This is a genomic window from Flavonifractor sp. HCP28S3_F3 (assembly GCF_052065355.1).
Classification (GTDB): domain Bacteria; phylum Bacillota; class Clostridia; order Oscillospirales; family Oscillospiraceae; genus Flavonifractor.
The window spans coordinates 82,267-99,360 of sequence record NZ_JBQHUF010000014.1; the positions used below are offsets into that span (position 1 = coordinate 82,267).

The following is a 17,094-nucleotide window of genomic DNA, read 5'->3' on the forward strand; positions in this document are numbered from 1 at the left end:
CATGAATCAGACCCCTAACAACAGCATCAAGTGCTCCGTGTCCAGCTGCGCCCATCACTGCCAGGGCCAGAACTACTGCACCCTGAACGAGATCAAGGTCGGCTGCTGCGAGCCCAACGCCACCAAGTGCGCCTCCACCGAGTGCGCCTCCTTCCAGCTGGGCCAGCACTGAGCGCCTGAACAAAAAAATCAGGACCTGCAAGTCAATCTGCAGGTCCTGATTTTTTATTGTTTCTTACTCCTTGGTCTCAGCAGAAGCCTCGGCCTTGGGAGCCTCCGCCGCGGGAGCGGCGGGCTTGGCGGCAGCAGCGGGAGCCGCCTTGGGAGCCGCGGGCTTCACCTCGGGCACCTTGCCGTCCACGGTGATCAGCTTGCGGGGGCACTTCTGAGCGCAGATGCCGCAGCCGATGCACTTCTCGTAGTCGATAACGGCCAGGTTGTTGACCATGGTGATGGCTTCCTTGGGGCAGTTCTTGGCACACAGGGAGCAGCCGATACAGCCGTTGTCGCACACCTTCCGGGCATCCACACCCTTATCGTGGGAGGAGCAGGGAATAGTGACGTGACGCTTGGTCTTGTAGGGCTCCAGGGCGATGATGTGCCGGGGGCACACGTCCACGCACTTGTTGCAGGCCTTACACTTCTCCTCGTCCACCTTGGCCACGCCGTCGATGACGTGGATGGCGTCGAAGGGACAGACCTTCTCGCAGGAACCCAGGCCCAGGCAGCCGTAGGAGCAGCTCAGGTCGCCGCCGCCGGGCAGCTTGGAGGCGGCCACGCAGTCGTGGAGGCCCACATACTTGTACTGCTTGTAGTTCTGACCGCAGCCGGTGCAGTGCACCTGGGCGATCTGCTTCACCGCAGCGCCGGCGGACACGCCCATGATCTCACCGATCTGGGCGGCCACAGCCTCGCCGCCGGCGGCGCAGGCGTTGACAGGAGCGATGCCCTTGGCCACGGCAGCGGCGTAGCCGGAGCAGCCGGGGTAGCCGCAGCCGCCGCAGTTGGCGCCGGGCAGGCAGGCCAGCACAGCCTCTTCCTTGGGGTCCACCTCAACGGCGAACACCTTGGCGGCAATGGCCAGCACCAGGCCGAAGATGGCGCCCAGCACAGCCAGGACCACAACGGCAAAAATAACTGTATTCATACTCTTCCGCCTCCCTTAACCAAAGACCTTCAGGCCGGAGAAGCCCAGGAAGGCCAGGGCCACCAGACCGGCGGCCATCAGGGCGATGGGGAAGCCCTCAAAGGCCTTGGGGCACTCGGAGAACTCCATCCGCTCCCGGATGCTGGCGAAGATCACGATGACCAGCAGGAAGCCGATACCGCCGGTGATGCCGTACACCACGCTGGTGATGAAATCATAGCTGTTCTGGGTGTTCTGCAGCACCACGCCCAGCACCGCGCAGTTGGTGGTGATCAGGGGCAGGTACACGCCCAGGGCCTCGTACAGGGAGGGCATGGACTTCTTCAGGAACATCTCGATGAACTGCACCAGGGCGGCGATGACCAGAATGTAGGTCACGGTCTGCATGAAGGTCAGGCCCAGAGGCACCAGGATGAAGGCGTTGATGGGCCAGCAGATGGCGGAGGCCAGGCCCATGACGAAGATAACGGCCATGCCCATACCGGAGGCGGTCTCCACCTTCTTGGAGACGCCCATGAAGGGGCAGATGCCCAGGAACTGGGCCACGATGAAGTTATTGACCAGGATGGCGCCCAGGGCCACGGTAAACAGTTGTGCCCAATCCATTACTTGGCCACCTCCTCAGTCTTTTTCTTGTTGTCCTTGGGGCGGAGCATGTACTGCATGGCGGCGATCAGGCAGGCCAGCGTAATGAAGCCGCCCACCGGCAGGATCATGCCCAGAGCGGGAATGCTCTCGGGCAGGATACGGATACCGTCGCCGCCGTTCAGGATACCGCCGCCGAAGGTGCCGTTGCCCAGGAACTCACGGATGACGCACATGATCACCAGAATCACGGTGTAGCCCAGGCCCTGGAAAATGCCGTCAATGGCGGAAGCCACCACGCCGTTCTTGTAGGCGAAGGACTCGGCGCGGCCCAGAATGATACAGTTCACCACGATCAGCGGGATGAACAGGCCCAGGCTGGCGGACAGGGAGGGCAGGAAGGCCTGCAGGCACAGGTCAACGATGGTAACGAAGCCGGCGATGACCACGATGAAGCAGGCGATCCGGATGTTGTTGGGGATGATCTTCCGCAGCGCGGCGATGATGATGTTGGCCAGGGTCAGAATGACCAGCACGGACACACCCATGCCCAGGCCGTTGAACAGCGTGGTGGTGATGGCCATGGTGGAACACATGCCCAGCAGCTGGACGGTAACGGGGTTCTGGTAGAACATACCGTCCATGAATTGCTTTTTCACGTTCATTTCACACTACCTCCTTAGCCCATGCTGGCCGCGGCGGCGATGGCGCTGGTAACGGCCTCGGACACGCCGCGGGAGGTGATGGTGGCGCCGGTGATGGCGTTGATCTCGCCGCCGTCCTTGGTCACCTTGACCTCACCGGTCTTGCCCACAAACTGGGCCTGCCAGTCAGGCTTGCTGGCGTTGGAGCCCAGGCCGGAGGTCTCGCCGGTCTTGACGATGGAAATGCCGGTGCAGGCGCCGTCGGGGCCCACGCCCACCATGACGGTCAGCGTGCCGCTGAAGGAGGTGGCAGGCTTCACCTGCACTACATAGCCGGCGTCCCCGGCCTTGTAGATATCCTCCACCGTGGCGTCGCCGCCGGTGTACTGATCGGTGACCTTCTCATAGCTGTCGGACGGCAGTACCGCGGCCATGGCGGCCTGGGTGGTCTTTTCGTTGTTGGCCGCAATAAAGGGAGCGGTCACATAGTTGGTCAGGCCCAGCAGCAGGGCCGTGACCGCACAGATGGCAAAGAGCACGACGACCAGAGTGGCCATCCCAGGCTCTTTCTTCTTGGTTGCAGTTTCGCTCATGGTTTAGCCCTCCTTCCCGGCTTTCTTGGCGGCCTTGGCGGCAGCCATCATTTCCTTGGTCACGCCGTAGCGGTTGGGCTTGCCCACCTTGTCAATGAGCCACACGCAGCAGTTCATGATCAGGATGGAGTAGCTCACGCCCTCGGGATAGCCGCCGAAGTAGCGGATGAACACGGTCAGCAGGCCGCAGCCGATGCCGAAGATGATCTCGCCCTTCTTGGTGACGGGGCTGGTGACATAGTCGGTAGCCATGAAGAAGGCGCCCAGGAACAGACCGCCGGAGAACAGCTGATAGGCCATCCAGGTCAGGCGGTCGGCGTCGCCCTTGGGGAAGATAAAGGTAAGTACAGCCACGGTGGCGATGTAGGCCACGGGGATGCGGGCCCGGATCACGCCCCGGGCGATGAGGTACAGGCCGCCCACCAGCAGAGCCAGGGCGGAGATCTCACCGATACAGCCGCCCACATTGCCCACGAAGGCGTCCAGGATGGAGGCGTCGGGCAGCAGGCCCTTGTGCATGAAGTCGGCGCCCAGAGGAGTGGCGCCGGTGACCACGTCGGCGCCGGTCATGGTGACGGAGCCGGAGAGCAGACCGGCCCACTTGTCGGCGCCGATGCCGGGCACGATCCAGTTGGCGCTCATGGCCACAGGGTAGCACAGCATCAGGAAGGCACGGCCGCCCAGAGCGGGGTTCATGAAATTCTGGCCCAGGCCGCCGAACAGCTGCTTGACCACCACGATGGCGAAGAAGTCACCGATGATGAGCATCCAGTAAGGCAGGGTGGGCGCGCACACGAAGGCCAGCAGCACGCCGGTGACGGCGGCGGACAGGTCTCCGTTGGAGCAGGATTTGTGCATCAGCTTGCGGTAGGCCCACTCGAAGAACTCGCAGGCCAGCACGGAGATGATGGTGGCGACCAGGGCACGGGGGCCGAAGAACACCACGCCGAACACCAGAGCGGGCACCAGGGCGATGAGCACGTCCCGCATCAGGTTCTGGGTATCAATGGGGGAGGCCACGTGGGGAGACGAAGCCACCGTCAGATTGAGCTTTTTCTCTTCGTTCATGCTTTGGCCGCCTCCTTTGCCGCTTTCTCTTTGGCCGCCAGGTTGCGCAGCTCACCCTTGGTCACGCGGAAGGACTGGACCAGGTGGATGCGGGCGGGGCAGATGTAGTTGCAGGAACCGCACTCGATGCAGTCCATGACATTGAGGGCCTCAGCCTCTTTCCACATGCCCTTCTCGGCGTACAGATGCATGTACACGGGAGTCAGGTGCATGGGGCAGACGTTGACGCAGCGGGCGCAGCGCAGGCAGACCTCCTCCTCCACAACGGGAGCGGCCTCATGCTTGGTGAGGCAGAGCACCGCGTTGGTGCCCTTGATGCAGGTCACGTCCAGGTTGTACTGGGCGATACCCATCATGGGGCCGCCGGTGAGGATGCGGTCGGGATCTTCCTTGAAGCCCTTGGCCTCGTCGATCAGGTACTGGAAGGAGGTGCCCAGGGGAACCAGCAGGTTCTTGGGCTCCTTGATGGCGTCGCCGGTGACGGTGAGCACACGGTGGGTCACAGGCTTGCCCTCCACCACGGCGTCATACACCGCGGCGGCAGTGCCCACGTTGAACACGGCGCAGCCCACATGGGCGGGCAGGCCTCCGGGAGGCACCTCGCGGCCGGTGATCCGCTGGATCAGCTGCTTCTCAGCGCCCTGGGGGTAACGGGTGCGCAGGCTCTCCACCTGCACATCGCCCTTGCCGCCAACCAGCGCCTTCAGGTGCTCGATGGCGTCCTCCTTGTTGGCCTCCACGCCGATAACGGCGCTCTTCAGGCCAAAGGCCTGCATCAGGATCCGGGCGCCGCCGATGACCCGCTCGCCCTGCTCAAGCATGAGGCGGTGGTCAGCGGTGATGTAGGGCTCGCACTCTGCACCGTTGAGGATCAGAGTGTCCACCTTGCCGATACCGGAGCTGATCTTCACATGGGCGGGGAATCCGGCGCCGCCCATACCGGTGATGCCGGCTTCCTTGACGATGTTGACGATCTCGTCGGTGCTCAGCTTGGAGTAGTCGGGATGAGGCTCGAGCTCGCTCCCCCAGGTATCCTGGAAGTCGTTCTCGATCACCACCGACATCATCTTGCCGCCGCCCACATAAGGACGGGGCTCGATGGCCTTCACCTCGCCGGAGACGGAGGCATGGATGGGGGCACCCAGACCGGCGATCTCGCCGATCTTCTGACCCACCTTGACATGGTCGCCCACCGCAACGATGGGCTTACAGGGGGCGCCGATGTGCATCGCCATAGCGATGACCACCTGCTTGGGAGGCGCGCTCAGCGGCGCTATCTCCTTGTGGCGTGCCAGCTCCTTCCGGTCATGGGGGTGCACGCCGCCGTAAAAGCTTTGCTTCATAGGTCCACCTCGCAAATCTGACCCACACACGGGTCATTTTTCTGAGTCGTTTGACCGGTATTTCAAACAGAATAATCATATCGCAATCACTCGAAAATGTCTAGCCAAATCTAACATTTTTCTTTCGTTTTTCTTTTAAACCGCTTAGTTTTATTTTCTTTTTCGGTTTTTTCCATAAAATATCCTGCTCAGAAGGCACTACACCGCACAGTTTACTTTTTGATGGATGCGAAAATTTTTGTCCGCTAAAGCCGCACTTTACTTGTTTAAAATGTAGAAGTTCAAAAACTGTCCTGGATTGGATTGACAAACTTATTGGGGAAGGCTATCATATTTTACAATCTATCTTTCGTGCACCACACGAAGGTCAAAAGCGATGACCGGGACAGTACGGGCGGCGCGCAAGCGCAGAGAGGGAGCGGCTGGTGTAAGCTCCCGTGAGGCCGATCCGGAAGGTCACCCGGGAGCAGTTCCGCCGAAGATCGGTAGGCGGAAACGGTCACCCTCCGTTATCGGGGCACGAGTGCGCGGGCCTGGCCCGCGAAGTTAGGTGGTACCACGGAGCACATGGCGGCTTCGTCCTATCAGGGACGAAGCCGCCATGTTTTATTCTAGATCAAAGGAGGTCTACCAACCCATGAGAATGAAAACTGCCCAGATTTTGATGGAGTGCCTGCTTGAGCAGGGGGTGGACACGGTATTCGGCTACCCCGGCGGCACGATCTTAAATGTATACGACGAGTTTGAACTTCACGGCTACAAGCAGAAGATCCGCCATATCCTTACCGCCCATGAGCAGGGCGCCTCTCACGCCGCCGACGGCTATGCCCGTTCCACCGGCAAGGTGGGCGTGTGCTTCGCCACTTCCGGCCCCGGCGCCACCAATCTGACCACCGGCATCGCCACCGCCTACTACGACTCCTCCCCCGTCGTGTTCATCACCTGCAACGTCAGCGAGAACCTCATCGGCAAGGACTCCTTCCAGGAGGTGGACATCACCGGCATTACCATGCCCATCACCAAGTGCAACTACCTGGTGAAGGATCCCAACCAGTTGGCCGACGTGCTGCGGGAGGCTTTTGCCATCGCCCGCTCCGGCCGGCCCGGCCCTGTTCTGGTGGACATCGCCAAGAACGTCACCGCCGCCGAAGCCGACTACGAGCCTCTGCCTCTGGCTGAGCACGCCAACCACGGCCGGCTGGGCGCCATGCTCCGCCGGGCCAGCCACGACCTGAAGGCTCCTGAGCCCGACGCCGGCGATATCCAGACCCTGCTGGACATGATCGAGGAGGCCCGCCGGCCCCTGGTGCTGGTGGGCGGCGGCGTGATCCGCTCCCGGGGCGCTGTACCCGAGTTCCGCAAGTTTATTGAGACCCTCAACGCTCCGGTGGCCTCCACCATCATGGGTGGCGGCGCCTGCCCGGGCAATCACCCCCTGTTCACCGGCATGATCGGCATGCACGGCTCCCACGCCTCTAACCACGCCAGCGACCAGTGCGACCTGCTGATCGCCATCGGCTGCCGGTTCTCCGACCGGGTGGCCACCGACCCGGCCACCTTCGCTCCCAACGCCAAGATCGTACATATTGATATTGACCGGGCGGAGATCGACAAGAACGTGGTCACCGACCACCACATCATCGGCGACGCCCGCCGGGTACTGGAGCTGCTCAACGCCAAGCTGCCCGCCCACGACTACCCCGAGTGGAAGGAGTGGGTGTTCTCCCACAAGGAGATCCCGCTGAAAAAGGACAACATCCTCCACCCCCACGAGATCCTGGAGACCATCCAGGACGTCACCGACGGGGACGCCATCATCGTCACCGACGTGGGCCAGCACCAGATGTGGTGCGCCCAGTACTACCACTTCTCCCGTCCCGGCCAGTTCATCACCTCCGGCGGCTTCGGCACCATGGGCTTCGGCCTGGGCGCCGCCATGGGCTCCGCCGTGGGCAACCCGGGCAAGGTGGTGGTCCAGTGCACCGGCGACGGCTGCTTCCGCATGAACTGCCATGAGCTGTGCACCGCCGAGCACTATAACATCCCCGTCATCACCGTGATCTTCAACAACCGCACCCTGGGCATGGTCCGTCAGTGGCAGAACCTGATCTACAATAAGCGCTTCTCCCAGACCGACCTGGATCGCGGCCCCGACTTCGTGAAGCTGGCGGAGGCCTACGGCATCCAGGGAGAGCGGGCTGCTAGCCAGCCTGAATTTGAGGCCGCTTTCCGCCGGGCGGTGGCCGCGGGCAAACCCTACGTGATCGAGTGCGCCATCGACAAGGACGCCATGGTCCACCCCATGGTCTCCGCCGGTACTCCGGTCACCGACTTCATTCTGGATTAAAGGAGGGCGTGGAACATGAGTGAAACCAATGTGACCCGCCGCACCCTCTCGGTGCTGGTCGAAAACTCCGCCGGCGTGCTGAGCCAGGTCTCCCGGCTGTTCTCCCGGAAGGGCTATAACATCGAATCTCTGGCCGTGGGCACCACCGACGACCCCACCGTGTCCCGTATCACCATCGAGGTCATGGCCGACGCGCCCATGATCGAGCAGATCATGAATCAGCTGCGCAAGCAGTTCCCCGTCTACTCCGTGCAGGAGCTGCTGCCTGAGCGGTCCATCCGCCGTGAGCTGGTCATGTTCAAGGTGAAGGCCGAGACCCATGATATCCGCAACGAGGTCATCCAGATCGCCAACATCTTCCGGGCTTCCATCATCGACGTGTCCCTCAAATCCCTCACTCTGGCCCTCATCGGCGACGAGAGCAAGGCAGAGGCCATGCAGAAGCTGCTGGAGGCCTTCGGCATTCTGGAGCTGGTGCGTACCGGCATGGTGGCCCTGGAGCGCGGCGCCTACACCATCAGCGACGAGAACAAAGAACAGGCCGAGTTCAATCTGGGCAAGAACTTCCTGTAAGGGCCACCAGGCCGCCAACGGCGGCCCGCCGCTGTGCGGCGTCCAAGCGTTTTGCGCAGCAAAACCTTGCCGCAGGCGGAATTCACTTCCGCCGAGGATGTCAAATCCGCCTGGAGGGCTCCCAAATGCGCCTGCGCATTTGGGAACGGCCCTGGAGCGCGGCGCCTACACCATCAGCGACGAGAACAAGGAACAGGCCGAGTTTAACCTGGGCAAGAATTTCCTGTAACTTTTCCACACCTGCGAAATCTTTTTGCAGATTGTATCATGCTTATCATTCTTTTTGTCCCCGCTGTGCTATCATCGGGAACAAAGAATCCACACCATATTATAAAGGAGTGCAAAGCGTATGGCTAAGATGTATTACGAGAAGGACTGTGACCTGTCCTACCTGAATGGTAAGAAGATCGCGATTATCGGCTATGGCTCCCAGGGCCACGCCCATGCCCTCAACCTGAAGGATTCCGGCTGCGAGGTCTGCGTGGGCCTGCGTCAGGGCTCCAAGCGTTGGGCTGAGGCCGAGCAGGCCGGCCTGCAGGTCAAGACCGTTCCCGAGGCCGCTGAGTGGGGCGACATCGTGATGATGCTCATCAACGACGAGGTCCAGGCTGAGGTCTATAAGAAGGACATCGCCCCCTACATGACCGAGGGCAAGGCCCTGGCTTTCGCTCACGGCTTCAACATCCGCTATCAGCAGATCGTTCCTCCCGCCGGCGTTGACGTGTTCATGGCTGCCCCCAAGGGCCCCGGCCACACCGTCCGCTCCACCTATGTGGCCGGCAAGGGCGTGCCCTGCCTGGTTGCTGTGGAGCAGAACGCCACCGGCAACGCCTATAAGATCGCTCTGGCTTACATCGCCGGTATCGGCGGCGCCCGGGCCGGCGTGATGGAGACCACCTTCCACGACGAGACCGAGACCGACCTGTTCGGCGAGCAGGCTGTTCTGTGCGGCGGCGTGGTGGATCTGATGCGCTGCGGCTTCGAGACTTTGGTGGAGGCCGGTTACGAGCCCGAGAACGCCTACTTCGAGTGCATCCACGAGATGAAGCTGATCATCGACCTGATCAACAAGGGCGGCGTGGCTGCTATGAACTACTCCATCTCCGACACCGCTGAGTACGGCGAGTACGTCTCCGGTCCTCGTGTCCTCCCCTATGAGGAGACCAAGAAGAACATGAAGGCTGTACTCTCCGACATCCAGGACGGCACCTTCGCCGGCAAGTGGATCGCCGAGAACAAGAACGGCCGCACCTTCTTCAACTCCAAGCGTGCTCAGCTGAAGAAGCACCAGATGGAGATCGTGGGCGAGGAGCTGCGCAAGAACATGATCTGGGGCGGCGACAAGGACCTGGACACCGCTTCCAACTAATTGACAGCCATTCAAAAAAGGGTACGGCCGCGGCCGTACCCTTTTTTCTTACCTTCGGGCGCTTCAGCGCTCCCACAGGAGCACGGCGCCCTCCATCGCCTGTTCAAATTCCGCCTGGCTCAGGCCGGGCAGCTCTACATAGTCCCCCACCAGATAGTAGACCGCGTCCACCTCCCGGTCTACCTGATAGCAGGCCGTTCTGAAGTCGGTCAGCAGCCCGTTTCCGATGCACAAATGGTTCTCCCCAGACGGCGTCACGTTGGAAAGGATGGTGCGGTCAAAATACAGGAAAACCGCGTTCCGCCCGTCCACCTCCCGGCTGAATCCGTGGAAGGAGTCATAGTTTCCTCCATGATAGTAGAGGTCGATCACCTCATCCACCGCCAGCTCCGCCGTCACCAGACCGTCGGTATAGGGCACCGGCTGCTGCACATCGGCCGCGCCCACCAGAACGATGGAAAAGAGAAGCATGACCACCGCAGTCAGCAAAACCGCCCGACGGCGCCGGTGGGAAAACTTCTTTTTCACGCCCCGCAGCACACGGGCCTCCGTCTCCGGCTCCGGGTCGGGCAGAGTTACCGGAGCATCCTCACCCTTCATCTCCGCCAGGCAGGTGCGGCACCCCTCACATTGCGCCGTATGGGCCTCGATCTCCTGCCTGCTGGCCTCGCTGCACAGCCCGTCGCAGTACAGGGGCAATAAATCCCGAATGATCTCACATTTCATCCTAATCCCTCCTTGATTTTCTGTTTGGCACGGTAATAGGTCACTCTGGCCCAGTTTTCCGACTTTCCGAACAACTCCCCGATCTGTCCAAAGGGCAGCTCCGCAAAGACCCGCAGGGTGAACACCTCACGGTAGGGCTCCGGCAGGGCGTGGAGCCGCCGGTGGATTTGCCGGGCGCTTTCCCGGACCAGCAAGTCCTCCTCCACATTCTGAGGAGAGGTCATTCCCTCCAGCGCCCCGTCCCCCGCCTGCCGTTTGGTTTTTCGCAGATAGGAGAGCCAGCAGTTTTTCCCGATCTGGCACAGCCAGACCGACAGCCTGCATTTCCCCTGAAAGGAGCCGCTGTGTTCAATGGCACGGCAGAAGGTCTCCTGGGCCAGTTCCTCCGCCAGCGCCCGGTTCCCGCAGAGCCCCATCAGATAGCGGTACACCATGGGGAATTGCTCCTCATACAGCTGGTCAAAATCCATCCACACCACCTCGCTTTCCGCCTATATGACGCGCATGTCGTCCGATCGTTACAAAACAAATTCCTCTCACGGATGTTATATTGTTTTTCAATAAATTTTCATTGATTTATGATATAGTCTGTGGTATCCTGTAGGGCAGAAAGGGGGCTTCGCCCATGCTGAAACGACTGCTGCTGCTCCTGCCGGTGCTTTTGCTGGCAGCATGTACCGCCTCGCCGGTCAAAGAGGTATCTCAGGTACTGGACCTGTCCCTGCCGGAGGGAGACGTCATCACTGACCTTGACACCCACGGAGGTTTCCACGGAGATGGAGAATCCTGTATCGTCCTGGCTTTCGCCCCGGAGAACGGGGAGGCTCTGGCGGCGGAGCTGGCCGGGCGGACGGACTGGCAGGCTCTGCCTTTGGACGACCTGCCCACCACTGTGATGGAGTCCATCATCCCCCTGCTGGAGGACGATGGGCTGGACTACACGGTGCCCACCCAGGGCTGGTACTGGTATCAGGACCGCTCCCCGAGTTTCCCAAAGTTAAAGATACCACATCAATCCCACGCGGACTTTTGCTCAACCGATACAGCCGGAGGGCTGGATAACAAGAAAAGGCGGTATGCGCCCCGTGGAGGGGTAGCGTACCGCCTTTTCTTGTGGGGGTTTCCAAAGGGGGCAACGCCCCCATTTGGCACACGACTTTGCGAAGCAAAGTGTAGTGTGTTATACGCTCTGCCGGCGTTGCCGTGAAAATGCCGTTGCCGCCGGGGAGGGCAAGGGCATTTGAAGCGGCAGGAAAACAGGGCTGTGCTTGCGTGGCGTGGAGCCGCAAGCACAGGTCTGGTTTCAACAGCAGACTGGGCGTATATGAAAGCCCCCGTCCCTCGTCCTACGCTCCGACTTGTGGACAAAGTGTCCCGAAGTTGTGGCTACACTCCCGGAAAAGTAACAGGACAGCGGGCAACCGTCAAGGCTGAAATGAACGGGTTTACACCCGGCCTTGACCGCCACCCGCCGTCCCGCTGAATGGGTGGACAAGGCGGCCAATCCCTCAAAGTGCTTGGCCGCTCTCGTTCTGATTTTGGAGCGTTTCTTTTCTCATAATGAAATGGGCGGGAAGCCATTTTAGGGCTTTCCCTCCTTGATTGCCCATCTGCAAAGACGGGCGGGACTGTCAACGGCGGCGCATGAAATGCGCCGCTCATTTTGACCGTTGACTGGCTTGGCTGCCTTTGCTATTTCTCTGATAAATGAAATTTCGATTTTTAGAAATCGTTTAAGATAGCAATGCGGCTCCACTTGAAATTTTTTCTTTTACTGCAAAAACAGCCTCTTGGATAGAATAGGTTGTCGTTTCTATAACATTCGATTCATATATCCCCAAATTACAAAATTGCTCCCACATTGTTTCTACTAATTCAACATTTGTTTTTCTGTCTAATTTTGAGCGTTCCACAGCTCGTTTCATAGTTTCTTCTTTACTGGCTCTTAAAACAATATAGTGTACTTCATAATCTTCTCGAACAAGGGCTCTCCATGGTTCTAAAAACCACGGCCCGACAATTCCATCTACAATTACATCATATCCGCCGCGGGCATAGCGCTTTGCAGCTTCTAAAAAGGCTTCAATGACAACTAAATTTTGTTCGTTGGACTCTGGTAAATGCGGCGGTATTGCTCCTTTGCTTAAATAATGAAAGGCTATGTCACAACAAACAGTTGATAAATAGCCATTTTTATAGGGGAGTATCAGAACTCCCCTACAAACTGTTATTTGCAGTTATCTATACTCATTTGGAATTTCGATATGAAGTGTCTCACACAATAACTTCACATCATGTGCATCATTTTCATCAAACTCGTATCCCAGATGGAACATTACTTGACTATATGGTTCAATACAGGAAACCTCTATTTCCTCAATTCTTCCTTTACCCGAAAAAGTTTCTACCGGAAAACAATCCCCATCATAAAGAATTTCACCTTCGTCCGTATATTCAAAACAATGCAAATCAATAATTCTGTTTTTCAAATCTTCCCATACAGTATGGTTCAATGTTGTATATTCCATCTTAATCTCATAAAAGCCATTAGCTTTCATTATTTCTATAAAGTTCTGATAATCGTTCTTTTCTACAAAAATGTCAATATCATTATGGGCTCTTGACTGATATCCAAGAAGAGCATCTACACCCCAGCCACCATCAAGAAAGACTTTAATCTCCGCATCTATTGCAAATTGAAGAATCTGTTTTACATCTGTTATATTGACCATCTTATCATCTCCACAAATTCTAATTAGGCGACCAGAGGAACTGCTGGTCTGTTTGATAAATCTCTGCATTTAGCAGTTTTCAATGTTGCCAAAACGAAAGTTAAGAAGATGTTCCTTTTCTCCATGTCGCTTTCTTTGGCGTAATTTACAAGGTTATTCCACACAAGATAGTTGTTCAGATACTTGGTAGAAACACCGTTAAAGCCACGCATAAACCTCTTTAGCTGGCTATGGTAGCTATTGATATGTTGGATATTATAAATGCCTTTCTTGGCTTTGCCAGTCTTTAACTGCACAAGGTCAATGCCATTGGCATTTGTAAATCTCACATAGGAGTTCATCTTGTCCGTAACAAGAGTGGAATTGGTCTTAATCCTACCATCATAAATATGATGTAAATCTCTTGTAGAAACTCTACCAGTATTCGTAATCTTGGAGATAGACAAGCCATTCCTATTAACCGCACAAGGAACACATACCTTTTCTTGGGACAAGCCTCTGATATGTGTAGAATGACCACGCTTATGAGCCTTGCGTGGCATAGCAAATGTCTTACTCTTGCTATGATTGCCCTTGTACGAGATGGCGAAAAAAGTTTCGTCAGCCTCAATAATGCCGTCAAGGGTAACATCGTCTGCCATATTCTGAAGTGCATCCAAAATCTTGTGTCTCCAAAGGAATGCGGTGTTTCTGTGAATCCCACAAGCAACAGCAGTCTTACGAATGGATAAGCCATTCATCATACAATCAATGTACTGCTCCCACACGGACAAGTCTTTTCTTGTACCAGACACAATGGAGTTCGTAGCAATCACGAAGGACTTGCCACAATCCTTACATACATATCGCTGTGTGCCATCTTTACGATGACCATTGCGAACCACATGGATACAGCCACAAAGAGGGCATACACGACCATTTGCAAAGCGTTCCTTTGCTACGAAATCTTCAATATTCAAAGACTTTACAAAGGCAGGACTTAAAAGCATTGTTTTAAGGCTTTCCTGCTCTGCGACAGTCAACTTACCGATAATATCTAATGCGTCTTTGATAGTAGGCATATCCAATTACCTCCTTCGGTGGTACTGTTTCTTACTATTATTATACGCTATTTCTCGTCAAAAATCAACCATTTGTTGTGACAGAGCCTAATGAAAAAAGTCGTCTGTGTGCATATGCACAGATTTATCCATGTTCGATTCTTTTGCGACAATCGACGCAGTTGTTGTCTTTCCTGTTCCCGGCGAACCTGTAATCACAATAATTCTTCCTTGATTCATCTACATTCTCCCTCGCAATTCAGATTTACCGCTCTCTTTCTGATTTTGGAGCGTTTCTTCTCTCAAGATTGAAATGGGCGGGAAGCCATTTTAGGGCTTTCCCGCCTTGATTGCCCATCAGCAAAGACGGGCGGGACTGTCAACGGCGGCGCATTTATGCGCCGTTCATCTTGACCGTTGATTGGCCCCGCTAACTTTGCTACTCTGTTCTAAGTAATTCCTCAATTTGTTTTTTCATATATTCTACAAGTGCCATCGCTTCCTTTTCTACTGTCTCCCATTCATCAGACAAATTTCCCAAATAAGCTTCCTTTGCCGTTGTTAGCAGGGGGGAAAATCTCTCCGGCAATTTTAAAATTACCCATTTTGCGGCAACATCTTTTGTCGTGATTTCTTCTGTTACTAAAGTAAACCACATTCGTGATAAGGTTAATAACACATTTCTTTCATCACCCTTAAAGCTGGAAATCAAACCAGGTAAAGAAAACCGAATTGCTTTTTTAATTTCGTGAAATGGGATAGCGGGAATAAGCTCTTTGCTTTCCGCCCCCTTCAAAGTTATGCTATTTTTTCTTGCTTGCCATAATAAAATCATTATATCTGGGTCATTGCAGGCTTGCGGATATTCTCCTGCTTCCATCTCTCCCCTTAGCCATTCACCATACATATACTGACATTTTGGCGGAAATTGCAACGGAACAATATCAGATTGATTGATAATAGTTACCTCTAAAGGTCTTTTTTCAATACAGCCTACGGAGCCAGAAATTTTCAATAATTGCTTTGTTAGATCTGCTCTGATTGAATTACTCAATTCTTGTTTAGTAATTATCAGTATATCTATATCACTATCTGGACGCAGCCCATTCATTGTTGCTGAACCATATAAATATATCCCCAATATTTGATCTTGTAATATGGTTTCTGCTATTGAAATAACTTGATTTACTTGTTGTGGAAATTCATTTATATTCATTGTAACTCCTATATGTATTTATTTTTACTCCTCAACAACTGATAAAACAGCGTCTAAGGCTAATTCTAAGGCTATGGATATACTTGTTTTTCCCCATTCTCTTTCTTGGTATTTATGAGGGTCTGCAAGAGTATCGGCTGAAAAAAGCAGCATAGCCCATGTAACTTTTCTAAATTTTGCACACGCCGCCAATGCGGAACATTCCATTTCTACTACTTGACATCCCTCTTCTTTCCGATACTGAACCATTTCTACTGTTTCTCGATAAAAACCGTCTGTTGTCCATGTTTTAACTTCCCAATATGGTATATTCTTTTGGCTTAAAGCAGATTCAATCGCATTTATACCAGCCTTTGAAATCTCTACTTCTCGGGAGGGAGGAAGATAATGGTAAGATGTTCCCTCATCTCTCAATGCAGAAACAGGTATCAAAAATCTATTTTCCGGGATGTCTTCCAATACGCCACAGGAGCCGACGGAAATAATCTTTGTTACACCCCCTGCAATTAAATATTCTAAAACTTGGACGGCAGCAGCACTTCCCACAGGAGCCGGACATAGACATATTTTCTCCTGATTATAAAGACATTCATAAATAGGATATCGTCTTGTTGCACTTTCAAATTCATCTATCTGTATTCCATCATGGGTATGTGCATAATTTTCAACCTCGTCTCCTAAAAAAGCAAACACTGCTTTTGCAGGAAAACATTTTTTCCCATTTCCCGGCTGAAAAACAGCTTTTGATGCGGTATCGTACTCTAAAACAGGGTAGTCATGCTTTACTAATGGCATATTATTATCTCGAATAACAGGCTATTATTCTATTCCTTTCATCATCTTTTTTGCCAACTGCTTGAACAGGTCGGCAGTTTCTTCATCCATCGGCGTAAGCTGTCCGATCTGTCCGGCAACCATCGCCGCTACATCGTCAATGGAAAGCGGGTTTTGCTTCTGTTCCGCCAATGCGTCCCGCATGGCTTGGAACATCGCGGCGGTCACAGCTTCTCCCGGCTGTTCCCCGTTGTCAATGTCTTTCTTAATATCCCGCAGGATAGCAAGGAACACATTTTTGATTTTCTCAATCTCCGCCTCATGTTCCCCCATCTTCTGGGCGTTCAAAAGCTGTAAATCCTGCTTTGCTTCCGCCCGGTGTTCCGGGTGTTCTTTCATCAGGTCGGACAGGGAAGCCGTTGCTATCTCGATAAGCTGGTTTCTTGCTGTTATGCCTTTTGCCGCTGTGTCCTGAAAATAAATCCGTATCAAATCTATCAGCTTAGGAAAATTCCTGTGTTCCAACAGGCGGTTGAGGATTTGCACATCAACAGCACCCGTCACGAGCCCCCTCACGGCTCCCTCGGACAAGCCTAATTCAGAAATATCGTAGCTTTTACGGACGCTCACGGTGGATAAGCCCAGTATGTAGTCTGTCGATACCTTAAATTCCTTTGCCACGCCTATGAGAATATCACTGCTGACCGTTCTCGTTTCGCCGCTGACAATGCGGCTCAACTGGGAAGCGGAAACCCCTATCTTCTCCGCAAGTTCCTTTTGTGTGATGTGGTTCCCGTTGCATAAATCGGAAATCCGCTGTCCGGGTGTTCCGGGTAAAGCCATAGATACGCACCTCCTCCGCATACTTCCATTATACAGAATGATTGCAAAAATGCAATTTCCAAAGTGTAAACTTCATCAAAATGCAATTCTCGCA

Annotated in this window: 20 protein-coding genes and 1 other annotated feature; of the genes, 5 read left to right on the top strand and 15 right to left on the bottom strand. The window is 55.0% G+C overall.

The features are described from left to right. The first annotated feature begins 1 nt into the window (after position 1). On the top strand, positions 2–172 hold the full coding sequence (locus tag ACTNB1_RS12440; protein WP_087343945.1) for a DUF1540 domain-containing protein: 171 nt from the start codon (positions 2–4) through the stop codon (positions 170–172). 63 nt (positions 173–235) lie between these two features. Here ACTNB1_RS12440 and ACTNB1_RS12445 read toward each other — a convergent pair whose 3' ends face one another. Genes ACTNB1_RS12445 through rsxC form a run of 6 tightly spaced genes read right to left on the bottom strand, consistent with a single transcriptional unit; the run spans position 236 to position 5,380 of the window. Beyond that, a complete protein-coding gene (locus ACTNB1_RS12445; protein WP_441169872.1) occupies positions 236–1,147 on the bottom strand; it encodes an RnfABCDGE type electron transport complex subunit B in 912 nt (303 codons plus the stop codon). A 15-nt stretch (positions 1,148–1,162) separates the two neighbouring features. Beyond that, the gene (rsxA, locus tag ACTNB1_RS12450) at positions 1,163–1,753 is read right to left on the bottom strand and encodes an electron transport complex subunit RsxA (protein ID WP_130870965.1); all 591 of its coding nucleotides are present in this window, start codon (positions 1,751–1,753) and stop codon (positions 1,163–1,165) included. Next, complete coding sequence (gene rsxE, locus ACTNB1_RS12455) at positions 1,753–2,397, bottom strand: electron transport complex subunit RsxE (RefSeq protein WP_441169873.1); 645 nt, start codon at positions 2,395–2,397, stop codon at positions 1,753–1,755. The genes rsxA and rsxE overlap by 1 nt, the downstream gene beginning before the upstream one ends. A gap of 14 nt (positions 2,398–2,411) precedes the next feature. Further along, positions 2,412–2,969, bottom strand: coding sequence for an FMN-binding protein (locus ACTNB1_RS12460; RefSeq protein ID WP_441169874.1), 558 nt, complete (start codon positions 2,967–2,969; stop codon positions 2,412–2,414). Between the two features lie 3 nt (positions 2,970–2,972). Further along, on the bottom strand, positions 2,973–4,037 hold the full coding sequence (locus ACTNB1_RS12465) for an RnfABCDGE type electron transport complex subunit D (RefSeq protein WP_441169875.1): 1,065 nt from the start codon (positions 4,035–4,037) through the stop codon (positions 2,973–2,975). Next, positions 4,034–5,380, bottom strand: a complete 1,347-nt coding sequence (gene rsxC, locus ACTNB1_RS12470; protein ID WP_441169876.1) for an electron transport complex subunit RsxC — start codon at positions 5,378–5,380, stop codon at positions 4,034–4,036. Before rsxC ends, ACTNB1_RS12465 begins: the two co-directional genes overlap by 4 nt. A gap of 367 nt (positions 5,381–5,747) precedes the next feature. Then, positions 5,748–5,967 (top strand) — a binding site (T-box leader). A 50-nt stretch (positions 5,968–6,017) separates the two neighbouring features. On the opposite strand from rsxC, the gene ilvB reads away from it, so the two are divergent. From ilvB to ilvC, 3 genes are all read left to right on the top strand, one after another. Next, a complete protein-coding gene (gene ilvB, locus ACTNB1_RS12475; RefSeq protein ID WP_441169877.1) occupies positions 6,018–7,727 on the top strand; it encodes a biosynthetic-type acetolactate synthase large subunit in 1,710 nt (569 codons plus the stop codon). A gap of 15 nt (positions 7,728–7,742) precedes the next feature. Continuing rightward, positions 7,743–8,300 (top strand): acetolactate synthase small subunit, encoded by a 558-nt coding sequence (gene ilvN / locus ACTNB1_RS12480; RefSeq protein WP_441169878.1) that lies wholly within the window; start codon positions 7,743–7,745, stop codon positions 8,298–8,300. A 349-nt stretch (positions 8,301–8,649) separates the two neighbouring features. Continuing rightward, positions 8,650–9,669, top strand: a complete 1,020-nt coding sequence (gene ilvC, locus ACTNB1_RS12485) for a ketol-acid reductoisomerase (protein WP_441169879.1) — start codon at positions 8,650–8,652, stop codon at positions 9,667–9,669. Positions 9,670–9,732: 63 nt separating this feature from the next. Here the strand turns inward: ilvC and ACTNB1_RS12490 are convergent, their stop codons facing one another. Together ACTNB1_RS12490 and ACTNB1_RS12495 are read right to left on the bottom strand one after the other, a co-directional pair. Beyond that, a complete protein-coding gene (locus tag ACTNB1_RS12490) occupies positions 9,733–10,395 on the bottom strand; it encodes an anti-sigma factor family protein (RefSeq protein ID WP_441169881.1) in 663 nt (220 codons plus the stop codon). Beyond that, complete coding sequence (locus ACTNB1_RS12495) at positions 10,392–10,865, bottom strand: RNA polymerase sigma factor (protein WP_441169883.1); 474 nt, start codon at positions 10,863–10,865, stop codon at positions 10,392–10,394. The genes ACTNB1_RS12490 and ACTNB1_RS12495 overlap by 4 nt, the downstream gene beginning before the upstream one ends. 155 nt (positions 10,866–11,020) lie before the next feature. Between ACTNB1_RS12495 and ACTNB1_RS12500 the strand changes: the two genes are divergently transcribed. Then, positions 11,021–11,602 carry a hypothetical protein gene (locus ACTNB1_RS12500; RefSeq protein ID WP_441169885.1) on the top strand — a complete coding sequence of 194 codons (582 nt, stop codon included), beginning with the start codon at positions 11,021–11,023 and terminating at the stop codon, positions 11,600–11,602. A 526-nt stretch (positions 11,603–12,128) separates the two neighbouring features. Here ACTNB1_RS12500 and ACTNB1_RS12505 read toward each other — a convergent pair. From ACTNB1_RS12505 to ACTNB1_RS12535, 7 genes are all read right to left on the bottom strand, one after another. Then, complete coding sequence (locus ACTNB1_RS12505; protein ID WP_441169890.1) at positions 12,129–12,632, bottom strand: phosphotransferase-like protein; 504 nt, start codon at positions 12,630–12,632, stop codon at positions 12,129–12,131. Continuing rightward, on the bottom strand, positions 12,633–13,127 hold the full coding sequence (gene lnu(C), locus ACTNB1_RS12510) for a lincosamide nucleotidyltransferase Lnu(C) (RefSeq protein ID WP_019543803.1): 495 nt from the start codon (positions 13,125–13,127) through the stop codon (positions 12,633–12,635). Between the two features lie 23 nt (positions 13,128–13,150). Beyond that, positions 13,151–14,188, bottom strand: a complete 1,038-nt coding sequence (locus ACTNB1_RS12515; protein ID WP_002837184.1) for an IS1595-like element ISSag10 family transposase — start codon at positions 14,186–14,188, stop codon at positions 13,151–13,153. 87 nt (positions 14,189–14,275) lie between these two features. Next, a complete protein-coding gene (locus tag ACTNB1_RS12520) occupies positions 14,276–14,407 on the bottom strand; it encodes a zeta toxin family protein (protein ID WP_132587467.1) in 132 nt (43 codons plus the stop codon). Between the two features lie 199 nt (positions 14,408–14,606). Next, a complete protein-coding gene (gene ant(9), locus ACTNB1_RS12525) occupies positions 14,607–15,383 on the bottom strand; it encodes an aminoglycoside nucleotidyltransferase ANT(9) (protein ID WP_087304113.1) in 777 nt (258 codons plus the stop codon). 24 nt (positions 15,384–15,407) lie between these two features. Further along, positions 15,408–16,178 carry a nucleoside phosphorylase gene (locus ACTNB1_RS12530; RefSeq protein ID WP_002578723.1) on the bottom strand — a complete coding sequence of 257 codons (771 nt, stop codon included), beginning with the start codon at positions 16,176–16,178 and terminating at the stop codon, positions 15,408–15,410. Between the two features lie 24 nt (positions 16,179–16,202). Continuing rightward, entirely contained in the window at positions 16,203–17,000 is a 798-nt protein-coding gene (locus ACTNB1_RS12535; RefSeq protein WP_002578724.1) for a helix-turn-helix domain-containing protein, read from the bottom strand. Positions 17,001–17,094 lie beyond the last annotated feature (94 nt).